This window comes from Paraburkholderia sp. JHI2823, from assembly GCF_038900695.1.
GTDB lineage: Bacteria > Pseudomonadota > Gammaproteobacteria > Burkholderiales > Burkholderiaceae > Paraburkholderia > Paraburkholderia mimosarum.
Window position 1 is genome coordinate 124,728 of the sequence record NZ_JAYMRY010000009.1, and the last position, 22,063, is coordinate 146,790.

17 protein-coding genes are annotated in these 22,063 nt (G+C 66.9%); 11 read left to right on the forward strand and 6 right to left on the reverse strand.

Going from position 1 to position 22,063, the window contains the following annotated elements:
- Positions 1–144 precede the first annotated feature (144 nt).
- From VSR34_RS12960 to VSR34_RS12985, 6 genes are all read left to right on the forward strand, one after another.
- The gene (locus tag VSR34_RS12960) at positions 145–807 is read left to right on the forward strand and encodes a response regulator (protein WP_028211748.1); all 663 of its coding nucleotides are present in this window, start codon (positions 145–147) and stop codon (positions 805–807) included.
- 85 nt (positions 808–892) lie between these two features.
- Positions 893–2,194: an ATP-binding protein gene (locus VSR34_RS12965; protein ID WP_342962654.1), complete on the forward strand. Its 1,302-nt coding sequence runs from the start codon at positions 893–895 to the stop codon at positions 2,192–2,194.
- Between the two features lie 135 nt (positions 2,195–2,329).
- Positions 2,330–3,832 (forward strand): DegQ family serine endoprotease, encoded by a 1,503-nt coding sequence (locus VSR34_RS12970; RefSeq protein WP_028211746.1) that lies wholly within the window; start codon positions 2,330–2,332, stop codon positions 3,830–3,832.
- A gap of 268 nt (positions 3,833–4,100) precedes the next feature.
- On the forward strand, positions 4,101–4,610 hold the full coding sequence (locus tag VSR34_RS12975) for a carboxypeptidase-like regulatory domain-containing protein (RefSeq protein ID WP_238327788.1): 510 nt from the start codon (positions 4,101–4,103) through the stop codon (positions 4,608–4,610).
- 305 nt (positions 4,611–4,915) lie between these two features.
- Entirely contained in the window at positions 4,916–5,281 is a 366-nt protein-coding gene (locus VSR34_RS12980) for a DUF427 domain-containing protein (RefSeq protein WP_028211743.1), read from the forward strand.
- Positions 5,282–5,314: 33 nt separating this feature from the next.
- Positions 5,315–6,061 (forward strand): SRPBCC domain-containing protein, encoded by a 747-nt coding sequence (locus VSR34_RS12985; RefSeq protein WP_028211742.1) that lies wholly within the window; start codon positions 5,315–5,317, stop codon positions 6,059–6,061.
- 56 nt (positions 6,062–6,117) lie between these two features.
- Here VSR34_RS12985 and VSR34_RS12990 read toward each other — a convergent pair whose 3' ends face one another.
- Complete coding sequence (locus tag VSR34_RS12990) at positions 6,118–7,143, reverse strand: helix-turn-helix domain-containing protein (protein WP_342962655.1); 1,026 nt, start codon at positions 7,141–7,143, stop codon at positions 6,118–6,120.
- A gap of 163 nt (positions 7,144–7,306) precedes the next feature.
- Here VSR34_RS12990 and VSR34_RS12995 point away from each other — a divergent pair, with 163 nt between their 5' ends.
- Positions 7,307–7,942 carry an isochorismatase family protein gene (locus VSR34_RS12995; protein ID WP_342962656.1) on the forward strand — a complete coding sequence of 212 codons (636 nt, stop codon included), beginning with the start codon at positions 7,307–7,309 and terminating at the stop codon, positions 7,940–7,942.
- Positions 7,943–8,023: 81 nt separating this feature from the next.
- On the opposite strand, the gene VSR34_RS13000 is transcribed toward VSR34_RS12995, so the two are convergent.
- On the reverse strand, positions 8,024–8,677 hold the full coding sequence (locus VSR34_RS13000) for a TetR family transcriptional regulator (RefSeq protein ID WP_028211739.1): 654 nt from the start codon (positions 8,675–8,677) through the stop codon (positions 8,024–8,026).
- Between the two features lie 430 nt (positions 8,678–9,107).
- On the opposite strand from VSR34_RS13000, the gene VSR34_RS13005 reads away from it, so the two are divergent.
- The 3 genes from VSR34_RS13005 to VSR34_RS13015 are packed head-to-tail and all read left to right on the forward strand — an operon-like array spanning position 9,108 to position 15,192.
- Positions 9,108–10,370, forward strand: coding sequence for an efflux RND transporter periplasmic adaptor subunit (locus VSR34_RS13005; protein ID WP_028211738.1), 1,263 nt, complete (start codon positions 9,108–9,110; stop codon positions 10,368–10,370).
- 15 nt (positions 10,371–10,385) lie between these two features.
- Complete coding sequence (locus VSR34_RS13010) at positions 10,386–13,652, forward strand: efflux RND transporter permease subunit (protein ID WP_028211737.1); 3,267 nt, start codon at positions 10,386–10,388, stop codon at positions 13,650–13,652.
- Between the two features lies 1 nt (position 13,653).
- Entirely contained in the window at positions 13,654–15,192 is a 1,539-nt protein-coding gene (locus VSR34_RS13015; protein ID WP_028211736.1) for an efflux transporter outer membrane subunit, read from the forward strand.
- 215 nt (positions 15,193–15,407) lie between these two features.
- On the opposite strand, the gene VSR34_RS13020 is transcribed toward VSR34_RS13015, so the two are convergent.
- On the reverse strand, positions 15,408–16,880 hold the full coding sequence (locus VSR34_RS13020; protein WP_042289577.1) for a nucleobase:cation symporter-2 family protein: 1,473 nt from the start codon (positions 16,878–16,880) through the stop codon (positions 15,408–15,410).
- Between the two features lie 603 nt (positions 16,881–17,483).
- Here VSR34_RS13020 and VSR34_RS13025 point away from each other — a divergent pair.
- A complete protein-coding gene (locus tag VSR34_RS13025) occupies positions 17,484–18,959 on the forward strand; it encodes an FGGY family carbohydrate kinase (protein ID WP_342962657.1) in 1,476 nt (491 codons plus the stop codon).
- A 123-nt stretch (positions 18,960–19,082) separates the two neighbouring features.
- On the opposite strand, the gene VSR34_RS13030 is transcribed toward VSR34_RS13025, so the two are convergent.
- Genes VSR34_RS13030 through VSR34_RS13040 form a run of 3 tightly spaced genes read right to left on the reverse strand, consistent with a single transcriptional unit; the run spans position 19,083 to position 21,817 of the window.
- Positions 19,083–19,865 carry a metal ABC transporter permease gene (locus VSR34_RS13030; protein WP_028211734.1) on the reverse strand — a complete coding sequence of 261 codons (783 nt, stop codon included), beginning with the start codon at positions 19,863–19,865 and terminating at the stop codon, positions 19,083–19,085.
- On the reverse strand, positions 19,858–20,805 hold the full coding sequence (locus VSR34_RS13035; protein WP_081715977.1) for an ABC transporter ATP-binding protein: 948 nt from the start codon (positions 20,803–20,805) through the stop codon (positions 19,858–19,860). Before VSR34_RS13035 ends, VSR34_RS13030 begins: the two co-directional genes overlap by 8 nt.
- A 22-nt stretch (positions 20,806–20,827) precedes the next feature.
- A complete protein-coding gene (locus tag VSR34_RS13040; protein ID WP_081715976.1) occupies positions 20,828–21,817 on the reverse strand; it encodes a metal ABC transporter solute-binding protein in 990 nt (329 codons plus the stop codon).
- Positions 21,818–22,063: the final 246 nt, after the last annotated feature.

Sequence of the window (22,063 nt, forward strand, 5' to 3'; positions counted from 1 at the left end):
CGCAATATGAGCAACGCGGGCGGCGCGGCTCGCGGCGGCCACGCATCCCATGCGGCGCGCCGTCCCTGTTCAGGCGCTAGAATGCACGCATCGCCATCTTTCACTCAGCGCGGCGCCGCGTTGCCGCCTTGCCAATTCATTACGATGCGCATACTGCTAGTCGAAGATGACCGCATGATTGCCGAGGGCGTGCGCAAGGCGCTGCGCGGCGAAGGCTTTGCGGTCGACTGGGTCGAGGACGGCGACGCCGCGCTCTCGGCTGCGAGCGCCGATTCTTACGATCTCATGCTGCTCGATCTCGGCTTGCCGCGGCGTGACGGCATCGACGTATTGCGCACGCTGCGCGCGCGCGGCGCGGCGCTGCCCGTGCTGATCCTCACGGCGCGCGACGCCGTGGCCGATCGCGTGAAAGGGCTCGACGCCGGCGCCGACGACTATCTCATCAAGCCCTTCGATCTCGACGAACTGGGCGCCCGCATGCGCGCGCTGATCCGCCGCCAGTCGGGGCGCAGCGATTCGACGATCCGTCACGGCTCGCTCACGCTCGATCCGGCTTCGCACCAGGTCACCCAGGACGGCGCGCCCGTCGCACTCTCGGCGCGCGAATTCGCGCTGCTCGAAGCGCTGCTCGCGCGCCCGGGCGCGGTGCTCTCGAAAACCCAGCTCGAAGAGAAGATGTATGGCTGGGGCGAGGAGATCGGCAGCAATACCGTCGAGGTCTATATTCACGCGCTGCGCAAGAAGCTTGGCGCGGATCTGATCCGCAACGTGCGCGGCCTCGGCTACATGATCGCCAAGGATGCATGAAGTCTGCCGTGAAGCGCCGCATGAATCGAACGACAACGCCAGGCACGATGCGAGAAACGACGCGCACGGGAGACCCGTTTAGCCGATGAGTTCCATCCGACGACAACTGCTGTTCTGGCTGCTCGCGATCGTCGTTGCGGGCGTGGGGCTCGCGGGCTGGCTGATCTATCGCCAGGCGCTCGCCGAAGCCAACGAGCTGTTCGACTACCAGTTGCAGGAAATCGCCGCGGCGCTGCCCTCCGAGTCGTTCAACGAGATCCTCAGCTCGCGCGACACCGGCAACGAAGGCATTGTGCTGCAGATCTGGAACCGCAACGGCGTGCTCATGTACTACTCGCATCCGCGCGCGCCGCTCGCGCCGCGCGCGGAGCTCGGCTTTTCGACCGAGCGCACCGATCGCGGCGACTGGCGCGTGTATGGCGCCATCGTCGGCGACAACGTCGTGCAGCTCGCACAGCCCGTATCGGTGCGCAACCGGCTCGCTGCGAACGTCGCGCTGCGCACGCTCTGGCCGCTCATCGTGGTGCTGCCGTTTCTCGGGCTCGCAGTGTGGGTGGTGGTGGGGCGCGGGCTCAAGCCGCTTTCGCGCGTGGCGCGCGCGCTCGACACACGCCATCCCGAGGCGCTCGATCCGCTGCCCGAAGAGCGCCTGCCGCGCGAAGTCACGCCGCTCGTGCACGCATTGAACGCGCTGCTCGAACGCCTCGCACAGGCGCTAGACACGCAAAAGGCCTTCGTTGCCGATGCCGCGCACGAATTGCGCACGCCGCTCGCTGCCGTGCAGATCCAGGCGCAGCTCGTTGCGCGCGCAAGGAACGACGAAGCGCGCAGCGAAGCGATTGCCGATCTTCAGGCGGGCGTGACGCGCGCCACGCGTCTCGCCGAACAGCTGCTCGCGCTCGCGCGCTCGGAGCCCGATGCTCATGCGCGGGCCCAGACCGTCGACCTGCATGCGCTGCTCGACGATTGCGTGCTCAACTATGCGCCGCTCGCGCAGCAGCGCGGCGTCGATCTCGGCATCGAGCAAAGCGCGGCCGCGACCGTGCACGGCGACGCCGATGCGTTGCGCGTGATGTTCAACAATCTGCTCGACAACGCAACCAAATACACGCCGGCTGGCGGCCGCGTGGATGTGAGCCTCGTCGTCGAGGAGGGACATCCGCGCGTGCGCATCGCGGACAGCGGGCCGGGCATTCCCCTGGACGAGCGCGCCCGGGTGTTCGATCGCTTTTATCGCGTGGGCGCGGGCGCCAACCGCGCGCGCACCGACATCGCGGGCACGGGGCTGGGCCTCGCGATCGTGCGGCGGATTGCGGATCAGCATGACGCCACGATCACGCTTGGCGATTCGCCTGCCGGCGGCCTGCTCGTGGATCTGCGGTTCTGATCCGGCAGTGCCTGCAAACGCCCGCACGACGGGCGTTTGGCCGATTTCTGCAAATTGCGCGTACTTAAGACTCCTTTAAGTGACACGGCTTACGCTTCGGTACGTCGAGATGAGTACCCGCGCAAGGAGTCCGCAATGAATACGAAAGTGCTTTCCCGTAGTGCCGTGGCAGTCGCCGTGGCCGTCGCATTGTCGGCGGGCTACGTGGCGGGACACCGCGACGTGCCGGCCCCGCAGGTCATCTCGCAGGCGCAGGCCGCGATGATGCCGGCCGAAGCGGCGGCCAAGACTGGCATCCCCGACTTTTCGGGCCTCGTTGAAACGTATGGGCCCGCAGTCGTCAACATCAGCGCGAAGCACGTCGTGAAGCAGACGGCCATGCGCAGCGGCGGCAGGGGTTCGCAGCAACTGCCGATCGATCCGAGCGATCCGTTCTACCAGTTCTTCAAGCACTTCTACGGCGGCGTCCCGGGCATGGGCGGCGGCGATGGCGGCGCGCAGCCCGACACGCCGAGCGCGAGCCTCGGCTCGGGCTTCATCGTCAGCGCGGACGGCTACATTCTCACGAACGCGCACGTCGTGGACGGCGCCAACGTCGTGACGGTGAAGCTCACCGACAAGCGCGAATTCAAGGCGAAGGTCGTGGGCGCGGACAAGCAGTCCGACGTCGCGGTGCTCAAGATCGACGCGAAGGATCTGCCGACCGTGAAGATCGGCGACCCGCGCCAGAGCAAGGTCGGCCAGTGGGTGGTGGCGATCGGCTCGCCTTACGGCTTCGACAACACGGTGACCTCGGGCATCATCAGCGCGAAGTCGCGCACGCTGCCCGACGAGAACTACACGCCGTTCATCCAGACGGACGTGCCGGTGAACCCGGGCAACTCGGGTGGCCCGCTCTTCAATCTGCAGGGCGAAGTGATCGGCATCAACTCGATGATCTACTCGCAGACGGGCGGCTTCCAGGGCCTTTCGTTCGCAATCCCGATCAATGAGGCGATCAAGGTCAAGGACGAACTCGTCAAGACGGGCCACGTGAGCCGCGGGCGCCTCGGCGTCGCGGTGCAGGCGATGAACCAGACGCTGGCCGATTCGTTTGGCATGGACAAGCCGCGTGGCGCGCTGGTGAGCTCGGTGGACGCGAGCGGCCCCGCTGCGAAGGCGGGTTTGAAGCCCGGCGACGTGATCCTGTCCGTGAACGGCCAGGCGGTGGACGAGTCGTCCGATCTGCCTTCGTTGATCGCCGGCATGAAGCCGGGCACGAAGGCCGACATCCAGGTGTGGCGCGACAAGGGCACGAAGAACCTCACGGCGACCATCGGCGCGCTCGGCGACGCGAAGGTGGCCTCGAACGACGGGCCGCAATCGCAGATGCAGGGACGCCTCGGCGTCGCGGTGCGTCCGCTCACGCCGGACGAGAAGAGCAACAACTCGCTCGATCACGGCCTCGTCGTCGAGCAGGCGGGCGGCGCCGCGGCGAACGCCGGCGTTCAGCCTGGTGACGTCATCCTCGCCGTGAATGGCCGCCCGGTGACGAGCGCCGACCAGCTCAAGCAAATGATTTCGCATGCCGGCAACAGCATTGCGCTCCTGATCCAGCGAGACGACGCACAGATTTTCGTGCCCGTCGATCTCGGCTGATCCCTGCTGTCGCGAATCCGGCTCCGTGCGCCGGATTCGCGGCGAGAGCAGGATATTCGAAGTAGTCGTCCGTTCGTTGTGCTTCTGCTGCCGCCGTTGGCCTCGCGCCCGGCGGCAGCGGCGTTTCTGGACATGCAACGCGCTCTTCGCTTCGAGATCGCCTATCTCTCCTGATGATGTCGTCGGCGTTCCCAAGCGCCGGCAGGGCACCTGGGCATGCACCTTGCGTAAAGCTTCACGCAGGAGCCAACCTGAAAGGAGGCGATCGATGATGAATATGGTTCCCAACTCGCGCCCCGTCCACTCCACCGCTTGTGCAACCTTTCTCGCGGCCACTTTGGCGTTCGGCTACGCGGGCGGTGCGGCAGCGCAGCAAGCCGATGCATCGGGCACGGTCGGCGGCTCCACCGCCGACAACACGAGCGCAGGCAACACCAACGGCACCGGCATGCCGCAAGTGCAGCAACAGGGCGACGTGTCGTTCGTCTCGGGCGGCGTCGGCCTCGACGAATCGAGGGCGTTGCTCGGCGCGCAGTCCGACTGGCCGCTCTCCTTGCGTTTCACCCAGCGCAGCGGCGAGTATGTGGCGGATGTGCGCGTGCAGATCACCGATTCGCATGGCGCGAGCGTGCTCGATACGACGTCGCGCGGCCCTTATATGCTCGTCAGGGTGCGGCCGGGCCGCTACAACGTGCATGTGAGCCATGCGGGCGTCGACAAGACGAGCACGGTGACGGTCAGCTCGAACGGCAGCGCGCGCGCGTCGTTCGTGTGGTAGGCCGCCGGGCTATGCCCGTGTGCGCGCATGGCGCGCTGCCGCACGCACGCGGCCCATAACAACCACGCAGGGCGGCCCAGTTTGGCCGATAATGACGTGAAGGGGGAGGCCTCGGTCAATTCGGCGGATCGCGTGCAAGGCGAGCGTCCTGACTGTCGCCATCGATCCGGCGATTGACGCAGCGGTCGCCGAGCGGCCAACCCGCGGAATTGCACGCGCGCGTGCGCGCTACGCCAGCCGGCGCGGCGTGCCGCCCGGTGAGGGCATGGCGCCGCAAGGCGCCGCCAACCAGGAGGGGGCCGAACATGGCGGTCGAACCGGATGCGGCACATCGCATCGACATCGTGGCTAACCGTCACCGTGTACGCGTAATCCACGGCGGCATCACCGTTGCCGATACGCTGCACGCCGTTACCCTGCGCGAGACCGGGTACCCCGACGTCTTCTATTTCCCGCGCGCCGACGTGAACATGGCGCGGCTCGAACGCTCCACACGTACCTCGCATTGCCCCTACAAGGGCGAGGCCTCGTACTACCATTTGCGCACCGAAGACGGGCGCGTCGACGACGCCGCCTGGAGTTACGAAGCGCCGCTCGACGAAGCAAGCGCGATCAAGGGCTATCTGGCCTTCTACGGGTCCCGCGTGGACCGGATCGACCAGACATCCTGAAAAGGCCAGTTCGCGCGCAAAGGGGAAGCCGCCATGGAACTGAACGATGCGTTGAGGATTCCGCTCGAACCGTCCGCCGTATGGGCGGCGTTGCAGGACGTCGCGCTCGTGCGCGCGAGCATGGAGCATTGCGAGTCCTTCCGCCGGCTCGGGCCCGGCGAATACGCGATTACGCTCACCGTGCCGCTCGGGCCGCTGCGTGCGCGTTACGAAGTGCGCGCTCACATCGCGAACGACACCGCTCAAGTGCCGCTCACACCGCGCCGCGTGCTGAGCTTTCGTGCGCGCGCCGATGGCATCGGCTCGTTGCGCGGACAGATCGACGTGGCGTTGCGCCCGGAAGAGCGCGGCGCGAGCAAGGAGACGCCTGCGGGCCAGGACGCGAGCACGCGCATCGATTACTCGGTATGGGCCACCCTGACGGGGCCGCTTTCCGAGTTGCCGTCACGCCAGATCGAGAACGCGCTGCATGAACTTGCCGACGACTTCTTCACGGAATTCTGCGCCGTGGTTGCCGCGAAGCACGGGCAGGCGCCGAACCGCGTGGCGGGCGAGCCGCCGCGCCGGCAGCACGTGTTCCTGCGGCCGATCAATCTCGCCGGCCTCGCCCGGCGCGCGCACATCCTCCCGCAGCACGCCGGAGGAACGCTATCGGGCCGGGCGGCGAGCGCGCTGCATCACGAGCCGTCTCCGCACGCCATGCCGTACTGGGCATGGGCCGCTATGATCTTTTTCGTGGCGGTGCTGCTTTATGCGGCGCGCTGGTTCACTGCCACCTGAACACGCCGGCGCGGCGTTCGCCGCCCGGCGTTGCACTCCCATTCGCGCGCAAGCGCTCACGATCCCCGAAACTCGCGCCGCCATGCGGACGGCGTATTCCTGAACCTGTCCACGAAATGCTGGCGCAGCGACGCCGCCGAGCCAAAGCCCGCCCGCTGTGCGATGGCGTCGATCGGCTGATCGGTGGTCTCGAGCAACTGCTGCGCGCGGGCTAGGCGCTCGCCTAGCAGCCAGGCGCTCACGGTCGAGCCCGTCGTCGAGCGAAACTGGCGCGTGAATGTGCGGCGGCTCATCAGTGCGCGCTGCGCGAGCGAATCGAGCGTGTGGGGCGTATCGAGATGCGCCCGAATCCAGTCGAGCAGGCCAGCCAGGCGGTCGCCGCGCCCGGCTGCAGCGAGCGGCTGCTGCACGTACTGCGCCTGATTGCCCTGCCGATGCGGCGGTACGACGAGCCGGCGCGCGACGTAGTTCGCGGCGCTCGCGCCGCACAGGCGCCGCATGAGGTGCAGGCAGCAGTCGAGCCCCGCCGCCGTGCCCGCAGAAGTGAGCAGATCGCCGTCGTCGATGTAGAGCACCTCCGGATCGAAGCGCACGGCGGGGAAGCGCCGGGCGAAGTCGTCGGCGGCGGCCCAGTGCGTCGTGCCCGGACGGCCGTCGAGCAGGCCCGCATGCGCGAGTACGTAAGCACCCAGGCAAAGGCCGACGAGTATCGCGCCGCGCGCATGCGCGTCGCGCAAGGCTTCGCACAGCGCGGCAGGCGGCGCTTCGCGGGTGTCCCGCCAGCTCGGGACGACGATCACGTCTGCGCCCCGCAGCGCGTCGAGGCCTTGTGTCGCGCCAATCGTGAAGCCCGCCGTGGTCGTGAGCGTACCCGGTTCCGCGGCACATACGGCCAGTTCGAACGGCGGCACGCCGCCTTCGCTACGGTCCTCGCCGAACACGACGCAAGGCACGGAGAGATGGAAAGGGCTGATGCGATCGAATGCGATCACGGCGACGCGCAGCCGGACAGGCGCGGTCGCGGCTGGCTCGACGCGCGCATCGGCGGCTGCAGCACGGCTCGGGCGGGCGGAATCGGTCATGGCGATCCTGGGACGAATGGCCCGATTCTAGCGAATCTTGTCGTTTGGGCCACTGTCGCGCGCGCGCAAGCGGCGCAACAATCCCGCCATCGACTTCGCGTCCTTCCGACCGGTCGATTCTCCCGATATCAGCACCCACACACCCACGCCAGGAGGCAATGCCATGTCCGCGAATCCGCGCCGGGCGCTCGTCGTCATCGACGTGCAGAACGAATATGTGAGCGGCGACCTGCCGATCGAGTTTCCCCCCATCGACACCTCGCTCGCCAACATCGGCCGCGCGATGGACGCCGCGCGCGTGGCCGGCGTGCCGGTCGTGGTGGTGCAGAACTTCGCGCCCGCCAACTCCCCGCTCTTCGCGCGCGGCAGCGTGGGCGCCGAGTTGCATCCGGTCGTGGCCTCGCGAGAACGCGATCACTACGTCGAAAAATCGCTGCCCAGCGCGTTCGCAGGGACCGATTTGAAGGCCTGGCTGGCCGGGCGCGGCATCGACACGATCGCGGTGGCCGGCTTCATGACGCACAACTGCGACGCTTCCACGGTGTTCGAGGCGACCCACGCGGGTCTCGCCGTGGAGTTTCTCGCCGACGCAACGGGCGCGGTGCCGTACGCGAACGACGCAGGCTCGGCGAGCGCGGCGGACATCCACCGCGTGTTCAGCGTGGTGATGCACTCGCGCTTCGCCGCGGTCGCGAGCACCGATGCATGGCTTGCCGCCGTCGAGGCAGGCGTGCCGCTCGCGCGCGACACCATCTACGCGTCGAACCAGCGGGCCCGCGCGAACCGCGTGCCGGCTTGAACCGCGGGCTGCGCGATGCCTTCGGTGGCGGCCCCGCCGACAGGCCGCCTCGATAAAGGGCGGCAGTAGGGCAGGGCGGCGTCAGTCGTCCTGCTCGCCCGCGCCGAGGCGCAGCGCCGGGCTGTAGCGCAGCGCGTCGAGCATCGCATCGACGTGCCGTTCGGCGTTGCTCGCCACGTCGAACACGTCGGGCAGGATCGCCATGTCTCGCAGCGCGCCGCCGATGAACGAATGCAGCACGCGCGAGGCGCGCCTGGGAGCGAGGTCGGCGGGCAACTGGCCCTTCGATATCGCATTGCGCAAGCCTTGCTCGATGCTCGCGAGGCCTTCGCGCATGTCCGTCTGATGTCGCGCCATGACGGGCCCCATCTCCTCGACGAACTCGCACTTCAGGAACAGGATCTCGAACACGCGGCGGCGGCGCACGTCGGTTGCCGTGTTGCGCAGGCACAGAATGCAGAGCTCGCGCATCCGCCCGAGCGGGTCGGGCTCGCCGGGGTCCGTCGATGCCACCTTCAGCTCGTCGAGCGGCAGCACCACGCGGTCGAACATGGCCGTGAAAAGGTCACCCTTGTTCTCGAAATGCCAGTAGATCGCACCGCGCGTGACGCCCGCTGCCTGGGCGATATCCGCAAGCGAAGTGCGCGACACGCCCTTCTCGTAAAAGACATATTCGGCGGCATCGAGGATACGGTTGCGCGTCTCCTGCGCTTCCTCTTTCGTTCGGCGGACCATGTTGTAAACGAATGCGTGGATTTGATGGGGGTCAAAAAAGTATTTAGGGCTCGAACCGCAATATATTGATTTTTAATGCATGCCCTGCGCAGGATCGCTCCTGAAGCGGGCTTCAGCGGTTACATAACGTCTTTTTACATTCGTTCGCGAATGTATCTATAATAGCACCCCACCACCTGTATGCCTCAAGGGGTGATGTGCGGTTAATATCCGTGACTGGCCTGGTGGTCGTAGAAACCCCAATGCCGAGACGCCGCTCGGGCGGCGCGCGGCCGTATCGCCCGGACGGATTTGCAGACCGGATCGCGCCTTCGAGAAGAAGTACCGGGTTTATCCGTCAGGTATTTGCCAGATGTTGGCGTGCGTGGTCGTCCCCCTCGTCGCGGGACGCCGCACGCTTTTATTGTCAGTTATAGACAGAGGTCGCTCCATGCGCGTCGAACGGGTTCCATTCCGCCTAATCAGTGTCGCGACGGCTGCCATCGTGCTCGCAGCCTGCGGGCAAAAGCAGTCGGCGCCCCCGCCGCAAACTCCCGAAGTCGGTATCGTCACCCTCCAGCCGACCGCCGTGCCGGTCGTCTCCGAACTTCCCGGCCGCACCAGCGCCTACCTCGTCGCGCAAGTGCGCGCGCGGGTGGACGGTATCGTCCTGCGCCGCGAATTCACCGAAGGCGCGCTCGTGAAGGCCGGCCAGCGGCTTTACAAGATCGACCCGGCGCCGTACATCGCCGCGCTCAACAACGCCAAGGCCACGCTCGCCAAGGCGCAGGCGAACCTCGTCACGCAGAACGCATTGGTGGCGCGCTACAAGGTGCTGGTGCAGGCCAACGCGGTGAGCAAGCAGGACTACGACAACGCGGTTTCCGCGCAAGGCCAGGCGGTGGCCGACGTCGCTGCCGGCAAGGCCGCGGTCGACACCGCGCAGATCAACCTCGGCTACACCGATGTCGTTTCGCCGGTCACGGGCCAGGTCGGCATCTCGCAGGTCACGCCGGGCGCCTTCGTGCAGGCGAGCGCGGCGACGCTGATGTCGACGGTGCAGCAGCTCGACCCGATGTACGTCGACGTCACCCAATCGAGCCTCGATGGGCTCAAGCTGCGCCGCCAGATCCAGGAAGGGCGCCTGAAGACGAGCGGCCCGAACGCCACGAAGGTCGCGCTCGTCCTCGAAGACGGCCGCACCTACGTGGAAAAGGGCAAGCTCCAGTTCAGCGACGTCACGGTCGACCAGACCACGGGCTCCGTCACGGTACGCGCGATCTTCCCGAACCCCGACCGCGTGCTGCTGCCCGGCATGTTCGTGCGCGCGCGCATCGAGGAAGGTATCGACAACAACGCGTTCCTCGTGCCGCAGGTCGGCGTGCAGCACGACCAGAAGGGTCAGGCATCGGTGTATGTCGTGAACAAGGAAGACAAGGTCGTGTCGACGCCGGTCACGATCGGGTCCGCGCAGGGTCAGGACTGGGTCGTCCAGAGCGGTTTGAACCCGGGCGACCGCGTGATCGTGCAGGGCACCGACAAGGTCAAGCCGGGTTTGCAGGTCAAGCCCGTCCCCGCGCAGTTGCCGCCGCCGCCGGTGGCGGGCGCGCCTTCGGCCGACATGGCGACGGCCTCGGGCAATACCAACGCTGCCAGCGCGGCATCGGCCGCGCATGGCGCCTCGGCTGCGCCTGCCGCTTCCGCAGCGCAATAACCGGGAGCCTGCTTCATGGCAAAGTTCTTTATCGATCGCCCGATCTTTGCATGGGTGATCGCCATCATCCTGATGCTGGCGGGCGTGGCGTCGGTCTTCACGCTGCCGGTCGCGCAGTATCCGACCATTGCACCGCCGTCCATCCAGATCAGCGCGAACTACCCGGGCGCCTCGGCCAAGACGGTGGAAAACACGGTCACGCAGGTGATCGAGCAGCAGATGAGCGGTCTCGACCACCTGCTGTACATCTCGTCGACTTCCGATGACTCCGGCACGGCCACCATCACGCTGACCTTCGCCGCGGGCACCAACCCGGACATCGCGCAGGTGCAGGTGCAGAACAAGCTGCAGCTCGCCACGCCGGTCCTCCCGCAGGTGGTGCAGCAGCTCGGTATCAGCGTGACGAAGTCGAGCAGCAGCTTCCTGCTCGTGCTCGCGTTCGTGTCCGAAGACGGCAGCATGACCAAGTACGACCTCGCGAACTACGTGGCGTCGAACGTGAAGGACCCGATCAGCCGTATCGACGGCGTGGGTACGGTCACGCTGTTCGGCTCGCAATACGCGATGCGTGTCTGGCTCGATCCGCACAAGCTCACGAACTTCCAGCTCACGCCCTCCGACGTCACGGCTGCGATCACCGCGCAGAACGTGCAGATCGCGGGCGGCCAGCTGGGCGGCACGCCGGCGGTGGCGGGGCAGTCGTTCCAGGCGACCATCACCGAATCGACGCTGCTGCAGACGCCCGAGCAGTTCGGCAACATCCTGCTGAAGGTGAACCAGGACGGCTCGCAGGTGCGGCTGAAGGACGTGGCGCGCATCGGTCTCGGCGGCGAGAACTACAACTTCGACACGAAGTACAACGGTTCGCCGACAGCCGGCCTCGGCATCCAGCTCGCGACGGGCGCCAACGCCTTGCAAACGGCGAAGCTCGTGCGCCAGAAGATCGACGACCTCTCGCGGTACTTCCCGCACGGCCTCGTCGTGAAGTACCCGTATGACACGACGCCGTTCGTGCGCCTGTCGATCGAGGAAGTGATCAAGACGCTGCTGGAAGGCATCGTGCTGGTGTTCCTCGTGATGTATCTGTTCCTGCAGAACCTGCGCGCGACGCTGATTCCGACGATCGCCGTGCCGGTGGTGCTGCTGGGCACGTTCGCGATCATGGCGATGGTGGGCTTCTCCATCAACACGCTCTCGATGTTCGGCCTCGTGCTCGCCATCGGTCTGCTAGTCGACGACGCGATCGTCGTCGTGGAGAACGTCGAGCGGGTGATGGCGGAAGAGGGGCTGGGACCGAAGGAAGCCACGCGCAAGGCCATGGGCCAGATCACGGGCGCCCTGGTGGGCGTGGCGCTCGTGCTCTCGGCGGTGTTCGTGCCGGTGGCGTTCTCGGGCGGTTCGGTCGGCGCGATCTACCGGCAGTTCTCACTCACGATCGTGGCGGCGATGGTGCTGTCCGTGCTCGTCGCGTTGATTCTCACACCCGCGCTGTGCGCGACCATCCTCAAGCCGATTCCGAAGGGTCATCACGAGCAGAAGAAGGGCTTTTTCGGCTGGTTCAACCGCACGTTCGAGAAGAGCCGCGACAAGTATCACAGCGGCGTGTACCACGTGATCAAGCGCTCGGGCCGCTGGCTCATCATCTATCTCGCGGTGATCGTCGCGGTCGGCATGCTGTTCGTGCGCCTGCCGAAGTCGTTCCTGCCCGATGAGGACCAGGGCACGATGTTCGTGATCGTGCAGACGCCCGTGGGCTCGACCCAGGAAACCACGGCGCGCACGCTCGCCAACATCCAGAACTGGCTGCTCAAGGATGAAGGCAGCATCGTCGAATCGGTGTTCACGGTGAACGGCTTCAGCTTCGCAGGCCGCGGCCAGAACTCGGGTCTCGTGTTCGTGCGGATGAAGGACTACAAGCAGCGTCAGCACGCGGACCAGAAGGTTCAGGCGCTGGTGCGGCGCATGTTCATGCACTACGCGAGCTACAAGGACGCGATGGTGTTCCCGGTGAATCCGCCTTCGATTCCCGAACTCGGCACCGCATCCGGCTTCGACTTCGAGTTGCAGGACCGCGGCGGCGTCGGCCACGCAAAGCTGATGGAAGCGCGCAACATGCTGCTCGGCATGGCTGCGAAGGATCCGGCGCTCGCCGTCGTGCGCCCGAACGGCCTGAACGACACGCCGCAGTTCACGGTGAACATCGACCGTGAAAAGGCCAACGCGCTCGGCGTGACCTCGGCGGCGGTCGACCAGACCTTCTCGATTGCCTGGGCGTCGGCGTACGTGAACAACTTCCTCGATACGGATGGCCGTATCAAGAAGGTCTACGTCATGTCCGATGCGCCGTTCCGCATGACGCCGGACGACATGAACAACTGGTACGTGCGCAATAGTTCGGGCGGGATGACGCCGTTCGGCTCGGTCGCGAGCGGCCACTGGTCGTTCGGTTCCCCGAAGCTCGAGCGCTACAACGGCATTTCGTCGATGGAAATCCAGGGCCAGGCGGGGCAGGGCAAATCGACGGGCCAAGCCATGACGGCCATGGAGCAGATCGCGGCGAAGCTGCCCCCGGGCATCGGCTACGAATGGACCGGTCTGTCGTACCAGGAACGCCAGTCGGGTTCGCAGGCGCCGATCCTCTACGGCATCTCGATCCTCGTCGTGTTCCTGTGTCTCGCGGCGCTGTATGAAAGCTGGTCGATTCCGTTCGCGGTCATCATGGTGGTACCGCTCGGCGTGCTCGGCGCACTGCTCGCGGTGACCTTGCGCGGCCTCGAGAACGACGTGTTCTTCCAGGTGGGGCTGTTGACCACCGTGGGTCTCTCGGCGAAGAACGCGATTCTGATCGTGGAGTTCGCGCGCGACCTGCAAGCCGAAGGGAAGATGGGGCCGATCGAGGCGGCACTCGAAGCTTCGCGACTGCGTCTGCGGCCGATTCTCATGACGTCGATGGCGTTCATTCTCGGCGTGCTGCCGCTCGCGATCAGCAACGGCGCGGGTTCGGCTTCGCAGCACGCCATCGGCACGGGTGTGATCGGCGGCATGATCACGGCCACGTTCCTCGCCATCTTCATGATCCCGATGTTCTTCGTCGTGATTCGCGCGAAGTTCGCCGGCGAGAAGGAAGACGCGGACGTCGCGCTCCAGCACTACGAAGAGCACCACGCTCACGACAATGACGACGAAAACGGCGCGAATGGCGATGGCGCCGGCGGTCAGGGCGGCACGGGCGGTGGCAACGGCGGCAACGGCGGCGACGGCCCGGGCAAGGAAGGACATTGAGATGCATAAACTATCCGTAATTGCAGTGGCCACCGCAGTGGCCACCACCGTCCTCGCGGGTTGCACGATGGAGCCGTGGTACCACCGGCCCGAGGCGCCGGTCTCGCAGACCTTCCCGCAGGGCGGCGTCTATGCGACGCAACCCGGCGCGACCGGCCAGAACGGTCAGGCCGCCCAGAGCGCCAATGGTGCCCCGGCGACCGACATCGGCTGGCGCGAGTTCTTCATCGATCCGCGCCTGCAGCAACTGGTCGCCATCGCGCTGAAGAACAACCGCGATCTGCGCGTCTCGGTGCTCAACGTCGATGCGGCGCGCGCGCAGTATCAGATCACGCGCGCCGAGTTGTTCCCCGCGATCAACGGTGTGGCAACGGACACGCGCACGCGCGTGCCGAGGAAATTTCAGACCACGGTGGACAATCCGTACAGCGTCTACAACGTGGGCGTGCAGGCGTCGTGGGAAATCGACTTCTGGGGGCGCATCCGCAGCCTGAAAGACCAGGCGTTGGCGCAGTATCTCTCCACGGCGTATGCGCGCAAGTCGGCCGAGATCACGCTCGTTTCGGAAGTCGCGGACCAATATCTGACGATGCTCTCCGACGACGACCTGCTCAAGATCACGCAGCAAACGCTGAAGACGGCGCAGGACTCGTACAACATCACGAAGGCGCAGTTCGAAACGGGCACCGGCACCGAACTCGATTTGCGCCAGGCGCAGACCGTGGTCGAGGATGCGCAGGCCAACCTGCAGGCGCAAATGCGCGCCCGCGCGCAGGCCGAGAACGCGCTGGTGCTGCTGATCGGCGAGCCGCTGCCGGCGGATTTGCCGCAAGGCCTGCCGCTCGACGGCCAGGCCCTGCTCAACGACATTCCGGCAGGACTGCCTTCGGACATGCTCACGCGGCGTCCCGACATCATGCAGGCCGAGGAGTCGCTGCTCGCGGCAAACGCCAATATTGGCGCGGCGCGTGCGGCGTTCTTCCCGAAGATCTCGCTCACGGCGGCGTTCGGCACCGAAAGCCTCTCGCTTGGCGGGCTCTTCAAGGCAGGCACGGCGGCGTGGAGTTTCGTGCCGCAGATCACGCTGCCGATCTTCGAGGGCGGTTCGAACATCGCGAACCTGCAACTCGCCAATGTCGAGAAGCGCATCGAAATCGCCAATTACGAGAAGTCGATCCAGTCGGCTTTCCGCGAAGTGGCCGATGGCCTCGCTGCTCGCGGCACTTACGATGAGCAGATCGCAGCGCTCGAGCGCAGCACCTTTGCGAACCAGCGCTCTCTCTCGCTCTCGGAACTGCGCTACAAGAACGGCGTGGACAGCTATCTCCCCGTGCTCACCGCGCAGACGAGTCTCTACAATGCGCAAAAAGCGCTCATCACGGCGCGGCTCGCGCGGCTGACCAACCTCGTCGATCTCTATCGTGCGCTCGGCGGCGGCTGGATCGAGCACGCGGGCGAGACGCCGCGCCCGGCCGATGCGCCGGTCGATTACGGCGCGGCCAGCGCGCCGGTGGCCGCTTCGGCCGCGACGGCGGGGTAACGCTACGGCTTGAACAGCACGAAGCGAGAACGCCACGGGAGACTGTGGCGTTTTTTTATGCGCGTGTGAGCGAAGAGAGGGGCATCGAAAAAAAAGCGCCACGGTTTCCCATGGCGCCGAACCAGCAAAAGACCCCGCCCGCCTGAGACACCTGCGAGCGGGTACCTCTCGCGTCAACTCAATACGATCGAACTGGTCGAACCCATACGGTCCGCTTAGTGCGCGGCCGAACGGGGCATTTCGTGGCGCGCATCGGGCCCGTGCGGCACTTGCTCCGCGCCATGGCGGCTTTCGAGATCGTGCCCGGCGCGGCGGATGGCGCGCTCGCCGGCCCCTTCGCTCTTCGCGCTCTTTGCGCCGTTGAAGATCAGGTTCAGCACCACCGCAGAAACCGAAGCGAGCAGGATGCCGCTATGGAGCAGCGGCGAGAGCGCGGGCGGCAGCTTTGCGAAGAAGTGCGGCGACACCACCGGCACGAGGCCGAAGCCCACGCTCACGGCCACGATGAAGAGGTTGTGCTGGTTCTTCACGAAATCCACGCGCGAGAGCACCTTGATGCCGTTCGCCGCGACCATGCCGAACATCACGATCCCCGCGCCGCCCAGCACGAAGGAGGGGACCGAGGCGACCATCTGCGCCATCTTCGGAAAGAGGCCGAGCAGCACGAGAATCACGCCGCCCATGGCGCACACGTAGCGGCTCTTCACGCCCGTCACGCCAATGAGGCCGACGTTCTGCGAAAACGACGTATGCGGGAACGAGTTGAAGATGCCGCCGATCATCGTGCCGAGACCGTCCACACGCAGACCGCGCACGAGCGTGGCCCGATCGACGGGGCGCTCGACCATGTCGCCCACGGCGAGGAACATGCCCGTCGATTCGATGAAAGTCACGAACATCACGATCACCATCGTCGCGATCGGCAGGATGTGGAACTGCGGCATGCCGAAGTGGAACGGCATGACGATGCCGACCCACGGCGCGCTTGCCATGCCGGCGAGATTCACGCGGCCGAGCGCAAGCGCGATCGCGAAGCCTGCGACGATGCCCAGCAGCACCGAGATATTGGCGATGAAGCCGCGCCCGAACTTGTTGATGAGCAGGATCAGCGTCAGGACCAGCAGCGAGAGGCCGAGATAGACGGGGTTACCGTAGTCGGGGTTGCCCACGCCGCCTGCGGCCCAGTTGATGCCGACTTCCATGAGCGAGAGGCCGATCACCGCGATCACGGTGCCGACCACCACGGGCGGGAAAAAGCGCAGGAGCTTGCCGATCGTCGGCGCGATCACGATGCCGATCGCGCCCGCGGCGATGGTCGAGCCGAAGATGTCGAGGATGCCGAGCGAGGGGTTGGTCCCGATGGCGATCATCGGGCCGACCGAGGCGAACGTGCAGCCCATGATGACGGGCAGGCGGATGCCGAAGATCCACAGGCCGAGCGTCTGGATCAGCGTGGCGATGCCGCAGGCGAACAGGTCGGCGCTGATGAGGAACGCGATCTGGTCCTTCGGCAGGCCGATCGCGCCGCCGACGATGAGCGGCACCGCGACCGCGCCCGCGTACATCACTAGCACGTGCTGGATGCCGAGTGTCAGCAACTGGCCGAACGGCAGGCGCTCGTCGCAGGGGTGGACCCGCCGTTGGCCGGATCGCTGGGCGGCCTGGTCCTCGATGCCGTTCGCTTGCATGTCGTCTGTCTCCGTCTCTTTGTTGAAGAATGTGGCCTCCAAGGTATGCGGTACGAAAACATGCAACAAGACCGCTGGTGGCTATTCCGTGCTTTCCGGCGACGATATGCGCACGCCCCGGCGGAGGGGCCGCATAAGGGGGCGATCCGCCCCGGCGGACCGCGCGCGACGGCGTTCCGCTGGCTGCCGCGCGCGGTGCTTGCGGCCGCGCGAGAGGCGGCGCAGGGCGCGAAGGCCCCTGTTTAAAGCTGTCGAAGGGGTTTGCCCGGTAGCGCGACGCGGCGCGAGCCCGGCAGCGTCGAGCCGTGATGACGGGTCCGTGCGCGGATTCGCCATCGCGACAAGATGCGCGCCTGTCATTCCGCATATGGCGGAGTCCTTATGCTCGCCATTTCGGAGACGGTATGTGAGCGTTTTTCCGTTGCGCATTCATCCATCGGGTTAACCCGCGAATACGTGCTTTTCGCATCGAAATCGGCTGCGTTGCGAGCGGATTCGCGGCATGCTCGAAATCTGCCTTTGACGGCGAATTCAACTCGATTCGCGTCGCGCCTCCTGTCGGTATGATGGCTTGCCCTCAACCCCGCATCGCGTACGTCTCCCATGAGCTCAACTGAAACACGCTTCCTCGGCATCGATCTCGGCACCGGCTCGCTCAAGCTCGGCATCTTCGATGGCGACGGCGTCGAGCGCGCCGCCGCGAGCGTTGCCTACGCCCTCGAAACGCCGCAGCCCGGCTGGGCCGAGATCGCTGTCGAACGCTGGTGGGAAGCGCTCGTCGCGGCCTGCGCGCAACTGCCCGGCAGCGAACGCGCCGCCGTGCGTGCGATCGGCTTTTCCGGGCAGATGCATGGCGTGGTGCTGACCGACGAAACGGGGCGCGCGCTGCGTCCCGCGATGCTCTGGCCCGACACGCGCGCGCATGCGCTGCTCGATGCATGGCCCGATGAGCCCGCGCATCCGCAACCCAATCCCGTTGCGCCCGGCATGGCTGGGCCGTTGCTGCGCTGGGTCGCGCAGCACGAGCGGCAAGTCGCGCAGTCCGCGCGCTGGGCGCTGCAGCCGAAAGACTGGCTGCGTGTGGCGCTTGGCGGCGCGTTCGTCGCCGACCCGTCGGACGCGTGCGCGACAGCGCTCGCCGCGCCCGATGGTGCGTGGGATTTGGCGTTGATCGAGCAACTGGAATTGCCATCGCGCTGGTTCGCGCCGCTCGCCGCATCGTGCGAGGCGAGCGGCACGCTGGATCCGGCGGCCGCGCGGCTGCTGGGCCTGCCCACCGGCGCGGTGCTCGCGACGGGCGCGGGCGACACGCCTTGCGCCGCGCTCGCCAGCGGTCTTGCTCAAGACGCCGAGGGCGACGCACTCCTCACCACGGGCACCGGCGGCCAGATCGTCGTGACCGCGGCCAGCGAACCGCATGCGCGGCGCGGCCTGCATCGTTACCGTTCGGCCACGGGCGGCTGGTACACGATGGCTGCGATGCAAAACGTGGGCGTGGCGCTCGAAGCGGTGCGCGGATGGCTGGCCTACGACTGGGCGCGCGCGTACGCCGATGCGTTCGCCGTCCCGCCATCCGCCACGCTCGCGTTCCTGCCTTACCTGAGCGGCGAGCGCTCGCCGTGGCTCGACCCGGCGGCGCGCGGCGGCTGGCTCGGTGCCTCGATTGGCGATTCGCGCGGCACGCTCATGCGGGCGGCGTTCGAAGGCGTGGCATTCGCGTTGCGTGCGGGTCTCGACGCCGTGCGCAGTACGCAGGAAGGCACGGGCGACGGGCACCCTGTGGCGAGCCTCAAGCTCGCGGGCGGCGGTTCCGTCGACCCGCGCTGGCGGCAGTTGCTCGCCGACGCGCTCGGCGCGAACCTCTATGCGATCGACTGCCCGAACGCGGCCGCGCGCGGTGCCGCGCTGCTGGGGGGCCTCGCTTGCGGGCACTGGCGCATGAGCGATCTCGCCGCGCTCGCGCCGGCGGCGATCCATGTCGCGTCGCCGCGCGAGGACGCCGCGCTCGCACAGCGTTACGCGCGCTTCATCGATCTCTATGGTCGCGTGAGGACCTGGTTCGCACCGGCATCGCGCTGATTTCGCCCGATGCGAAACCCGGGCGGTGCAAACCCGCTGGGCGGCCATCCTGCGTGCCGTAGAAGCGCAAAAGGCGTTGCCACCGTCAGGAGGCAACGCCTTTTTCGATGCGCGCGCAACGACCTAGCGCCGCCCGATCAAACTCGCCCCATAGACGAGCGCAGCGAGCGCGGTAATCCAGAAGCTGGTCGGCCAGTCGGTGTAGAAGGCGAGCGTCACGCCGAGCCACGCTTGCGCTAGCGCGAGCAGCGCGGCGAGCACGAGGCCGGTGGAAAGGCGCGTGGTGAGATTCTGCGCGGCGGCGGCGGGGCCGACCATCAATGTGAAGACGAGCAGCACGCCGACGATCTGCGTGCACGCTGCCACCGCGAGCGCGGCGATGGCGAGGAACAGCATCGAGACCGCGCGCAGCGACACGCCCTTCGCTTCGGCGAGTTCGGGCTGCAGCGAGGCGAACAGCAGCGGACGCATGATGGCCGCGAGCGCGACGAGGCTCGCCACGGCGAGCGCGGCGAGCACGCCGAGCGTCTCGCGGTTCACGCCCAGCACGTTGCCGAACAGCAGCGCCGTGACTTGCGTGGCGTACGCCGTGAAGAAGTGCAGAAACAAGAGCCCGAAGCCGAGCGCGAGCGAGAGGATCACGCCGATCGCGACGTCGCGGCCCGCGAGCTTTTCGCCGAGCGCGCCCATCGAAACGCCCGCGGCGAGCGTGAAGCCCACCATGCCCCACATCGGCGAAATGCCGAGCAGCACGGCGCCCGTGGCGCCCGTGAAGCCCACGTGCGAGAGCGCGTGGCCCGCAAAGGTCTGTCCGCGCATCACGAGGAAATAGCCCACCACGCCCGCGAGCACCGCGACGATGCCCGACGCCGCGAAGGCGTTCACCATGAAATCGTATTCAAGCATCGTGTGTGTGGCCGTGTGCGTTGTCGTTGTTGCCGTGGTCGTGTCCGTGCCCGTGATCGTGCCCATGGCCGTGGCCGCCATGGTCATGCTCATGCTCGTGGTCGTGCTTTTCGACTTCCACGTCGCCGGACATCACGAAGATGCGGCCCTTCATGCGCATGACCTCGATGGGCGAGCCGTAGAGACGCGAGAGCATGGGCGCGGTGATGACTTCGTCCACGCTGCCGAGCGCCGCCACGCCATTGCCGAGGTAGAGCACGCGGTCGAGCGCGTTGAGGAGCGGATTGAGTTCGTGCGCGGAGAACAGCACCGCGATGCCAAGCTCGCGCTGCACGCGGCGCACGAGTTCGACCACGCCGCGCTGATGATTCGGGTCGAGGCTGATGAGCGGCTCGTCGAGCAGCAGCAGCTTCGGGTCGCCGAGCAGGCATTGCGCGAGCAGCAGGCGCTGGCGCTCGCCGCCCGAGAGTTCCGAGAGCGGGCGATCCGCAAGCGCGCTCGCACCGACGAGGTCGAGCACGCGGGCGACGTCGGCGCGCGTGGCGGCGTCGGCGCGCGGCAGGCCCCAGCGGTGGCCGTCCGCTGCCATCGCCACGAAGTCGCGGCCGCGCACCCTGCGGCTCGCGAGTGCGGTGCGCGTTTGCGGCATGTAGCCGATCTTCGCGTTGCCGCGCGCGACCGGCTCGCCCAGCACGCGGATCGCGCCGCGCGCGGCGGGCACGAGGCCGAGAATCGCGCGCATGAGCGTGGTCTTGCCGGCGCCGTTCGGCCCGAGCACGCCGATGAATTCGCCCTGGTTCACCGCAAAGTTCGCATCGCGCAGGATCGTGCGCTCGCCAAGGGCGAGCGTCACGCCCGCGACGGTGAGCACGGGCACCGGCGCATGGTGAGCGGCGCCGGGCTGTGCGTGATGCGTGGGCGAAGGGCCGGCCCCTGTCATGAAATGTCCTTGCTGAGTACGGTTAATGTTGCGCCGGCTTTTGCGCGCGAGCGCTCGCCGCGAGCGCCTTGTCGAGCGCATCGAGCTGCGCGAGCATCCATTGCTGGAAATTCACGCCGGCCGGCTGCGTTTCGGTCACGCTCACCGACGGCACGTTCGACTGGCTCGCCAACGCCAGCATGCGCCGCGTGAGCGCTTCGGTCGCCTGGCTGTTGTAGATCAGCACGCGCACGCGGCGCTCGCGCAGGTCGCGCTCGAACGCGGCGATGTCGGAGGCGCTCGGCTCCGTGTCGTTCATCGCCGCGAGCTGGAAGCGCTGGTTGCGCATGTCGAGGCCAATCGCATCAGCCATATAGCCGAACACCGGCTCCGTGGCCGTGACGGGCTGGCCCCGGTAGCGCGCGCGCAGTGCCGCGACCCTGGCGTCGACCGGCTGCAGCGAGGCGAGGAACGCCGCCAGGTTGGCATCGTACACGCTCTTGTGCGCCGGATCGGCGGTGCCGAGCGCGGCGCTCACGGCGCGCGCCACGGCGGGCATGGTCTTCGGGTCGTACCAGAGGTGCGGATTGTCGCCCGCTTTCCTGCCGACCAGGTCCGCCGCGACGATCGTCGTGCGGTCCTTGCCCTGTGTGGCGCCGAGCAGCTTCGTCATCCACGGGTCGTAGTCGGCGCCGTTGTAGACCACGAGGCGCGCGCTCTGGAGCGCTCGCGCCGTCTTCGGGCTCGCTTCGAAGAGGTGCGGGTCCTGGTCGGGGTTGCTCAGGATGCTCGTCACATCCACGTAGCTGCCGCCGATCTGCTTGACGACGTCGCCATAGAAGTTCTCTGCCGCGACCACGGGAATCGCCGCGTTGCCCGCTTGCGCCGCGAGGGCGGCGCTCGCGCCGCCAAACGTCGCGCCAAGCGCAAGGGCGACGCCCGCCGCCAGGCGGGCGAGAGCCGGCGCCAGGCGATGGCGCGCCGCCGCGATAGCGGGACAGCGGGTGAAATTCGCGCGGGTGAACGTCAGCATGGTTCTATCCTTGTCTTGAGCCGAAGCGAGAGGAGACCGCGAATGCATCGGTGTCGCGAAGGCGCGATGATATAACGTATCACTCGGATTGGCGAGTCGTGCCGCGATCCGGCCATTCAGTCAGGGGCCGTTGCGAGACCACAGCCACAGGAGGATTGCGCATCGCACCATTGAAATGTCGGCCGATCGCGTTTGTTCGCCTTGACAGGCTCCTACTCGTATCCGATCATTCGATCAACGACAGAG

What these genes read in the sequence shown, in the direction of transcription:
- VSR34_RS12990 (WP_342962655.1), bottom strand. Translation starts at nt 7,143, where the DNA reads ATGACCGATTCCGCCCGCCCGAGCCGTGCTGCAGCCGCCGATGCGCGC.
- VSR34_RS12960 (WP_028211748.1), top strand. Translation starts at nt 145, where the DNA reads ATGCGCATACTGCTAGTCGAAGATGACCGCATGATTGCCGAGGGCGTG.
- VSR34_RS12980 (WP_028211743.1), top strand. Translation starts at nt 4,916, where the DNA reads ATGGCGGTCGAACCGGATGCGGCACATCGCATCGACATCGTGGCTAAC.
- VSR34_RS13010 (WP_028211737.1), top strand. Translation starts at nt 10,386, where the DNA reads ATGGCAAAGTTCTTTATCGATCGCCCGATCTTTGCATGGGTGATCGCC.
- VSR34_RS13020 (WP_042289577.1), bottom strand. Translation starts at nt 16,880, where the DNA reads ATGCAAGCGAACGGCATCGAGGACCAGGCCGCCCAGCGATCCGGCCAA.
- VSR34_RS12970 (WP_028211746.1), top strand. Translation starts at nt 2,330, where the DNA reads ATGAATACGAAAGTGCTTTCCCGTAGTGCCGTGGCAGTCGCCGTGGCC.
- VSR34_RS13040 (WP_081715976.1), bottom strand. Translation starts at nt 21,817, where the DNA reads ATGCTGACGTTCACCCGCGCGAATTTCACCCGCTGTCCCGCTATCGCG.
- VSR34_RS12995 (WP_342962656.1), top strand. Translation starts at nt 7,307, where the DNA reads ATGTCCGCGAATCCGCGCCGGGCGCTCGTCGTCATCGACGTGCAGAAC.
- VSR34_RS12975 (WP_238327788.1), top strand. Translation starts at nt 4,101, where the DNA reads ATGATGAATATGGTTCCCAACTCGCGCCCCGTCCACTCCACCGCTTGT.
- VSR34_RS12965 (WP_342962654.1), top strand. Translation starts at nt 893, where the DNA reads ATGAGTTCCATCCGACGACAACTGCTGTTCTGGCTGCTCGCGATCGTC.
- VSR34_RS12985 (WP_028211742.1), top strand. Translation starts at nt 5,315, where the DNA reads ATGGAACTGAACGATGCGTTGAGGATTCCGCTCGAACCGTCCGCCGTA.
- VSR34_RS13035 (WP_081715977.1), bottom strand. Translation starts at nt 20,805, where the DNA reads ATGACAGGGGCCGGCCCTTCGCCCACGCATCACGCACAGCCCGGCGCC.
- VSR34_RS13015 (WP_028211736.1), top strand. Translation starts at nt 13,654, where the DNA reads ATGCATAAACTATCCGTAATTGCAGTGGCCACCGCAGTGGCCACCACC.
- VSR34_RS13005 (WP_028211738.1), top strand. Translation starts at nt 9,108, where the DNA reads ATGCGCGTCGAACGGGTTCCATTCCGCCTAATCAGTGTCGCGACGGCT.
- VSR34_RS13030 (WP_028211734.1), bottom strand. Translation starts at nt 19,865, where the DNA reads ATGCTTGAATACGATTTCATGGTGAACGCCTTCGCGGCGTCGGGCATC.
- VSR34_RS13000 (WP_028211739.1), bottom strand. Translation starts at nt 8,677, where the DNA reads ATGGTCCGCCGAACGAAAGAGGAAGCGCAGGAGACGCGCAACCGTATC.
- VSR34_RS13025 (WP_342962657.1), top strand. Translation starts at nt 17,484, where the DNA reads ATGAGCTCAACTGAAACACGCTTCCTCGGCATCGATCTCGGCACCGGC.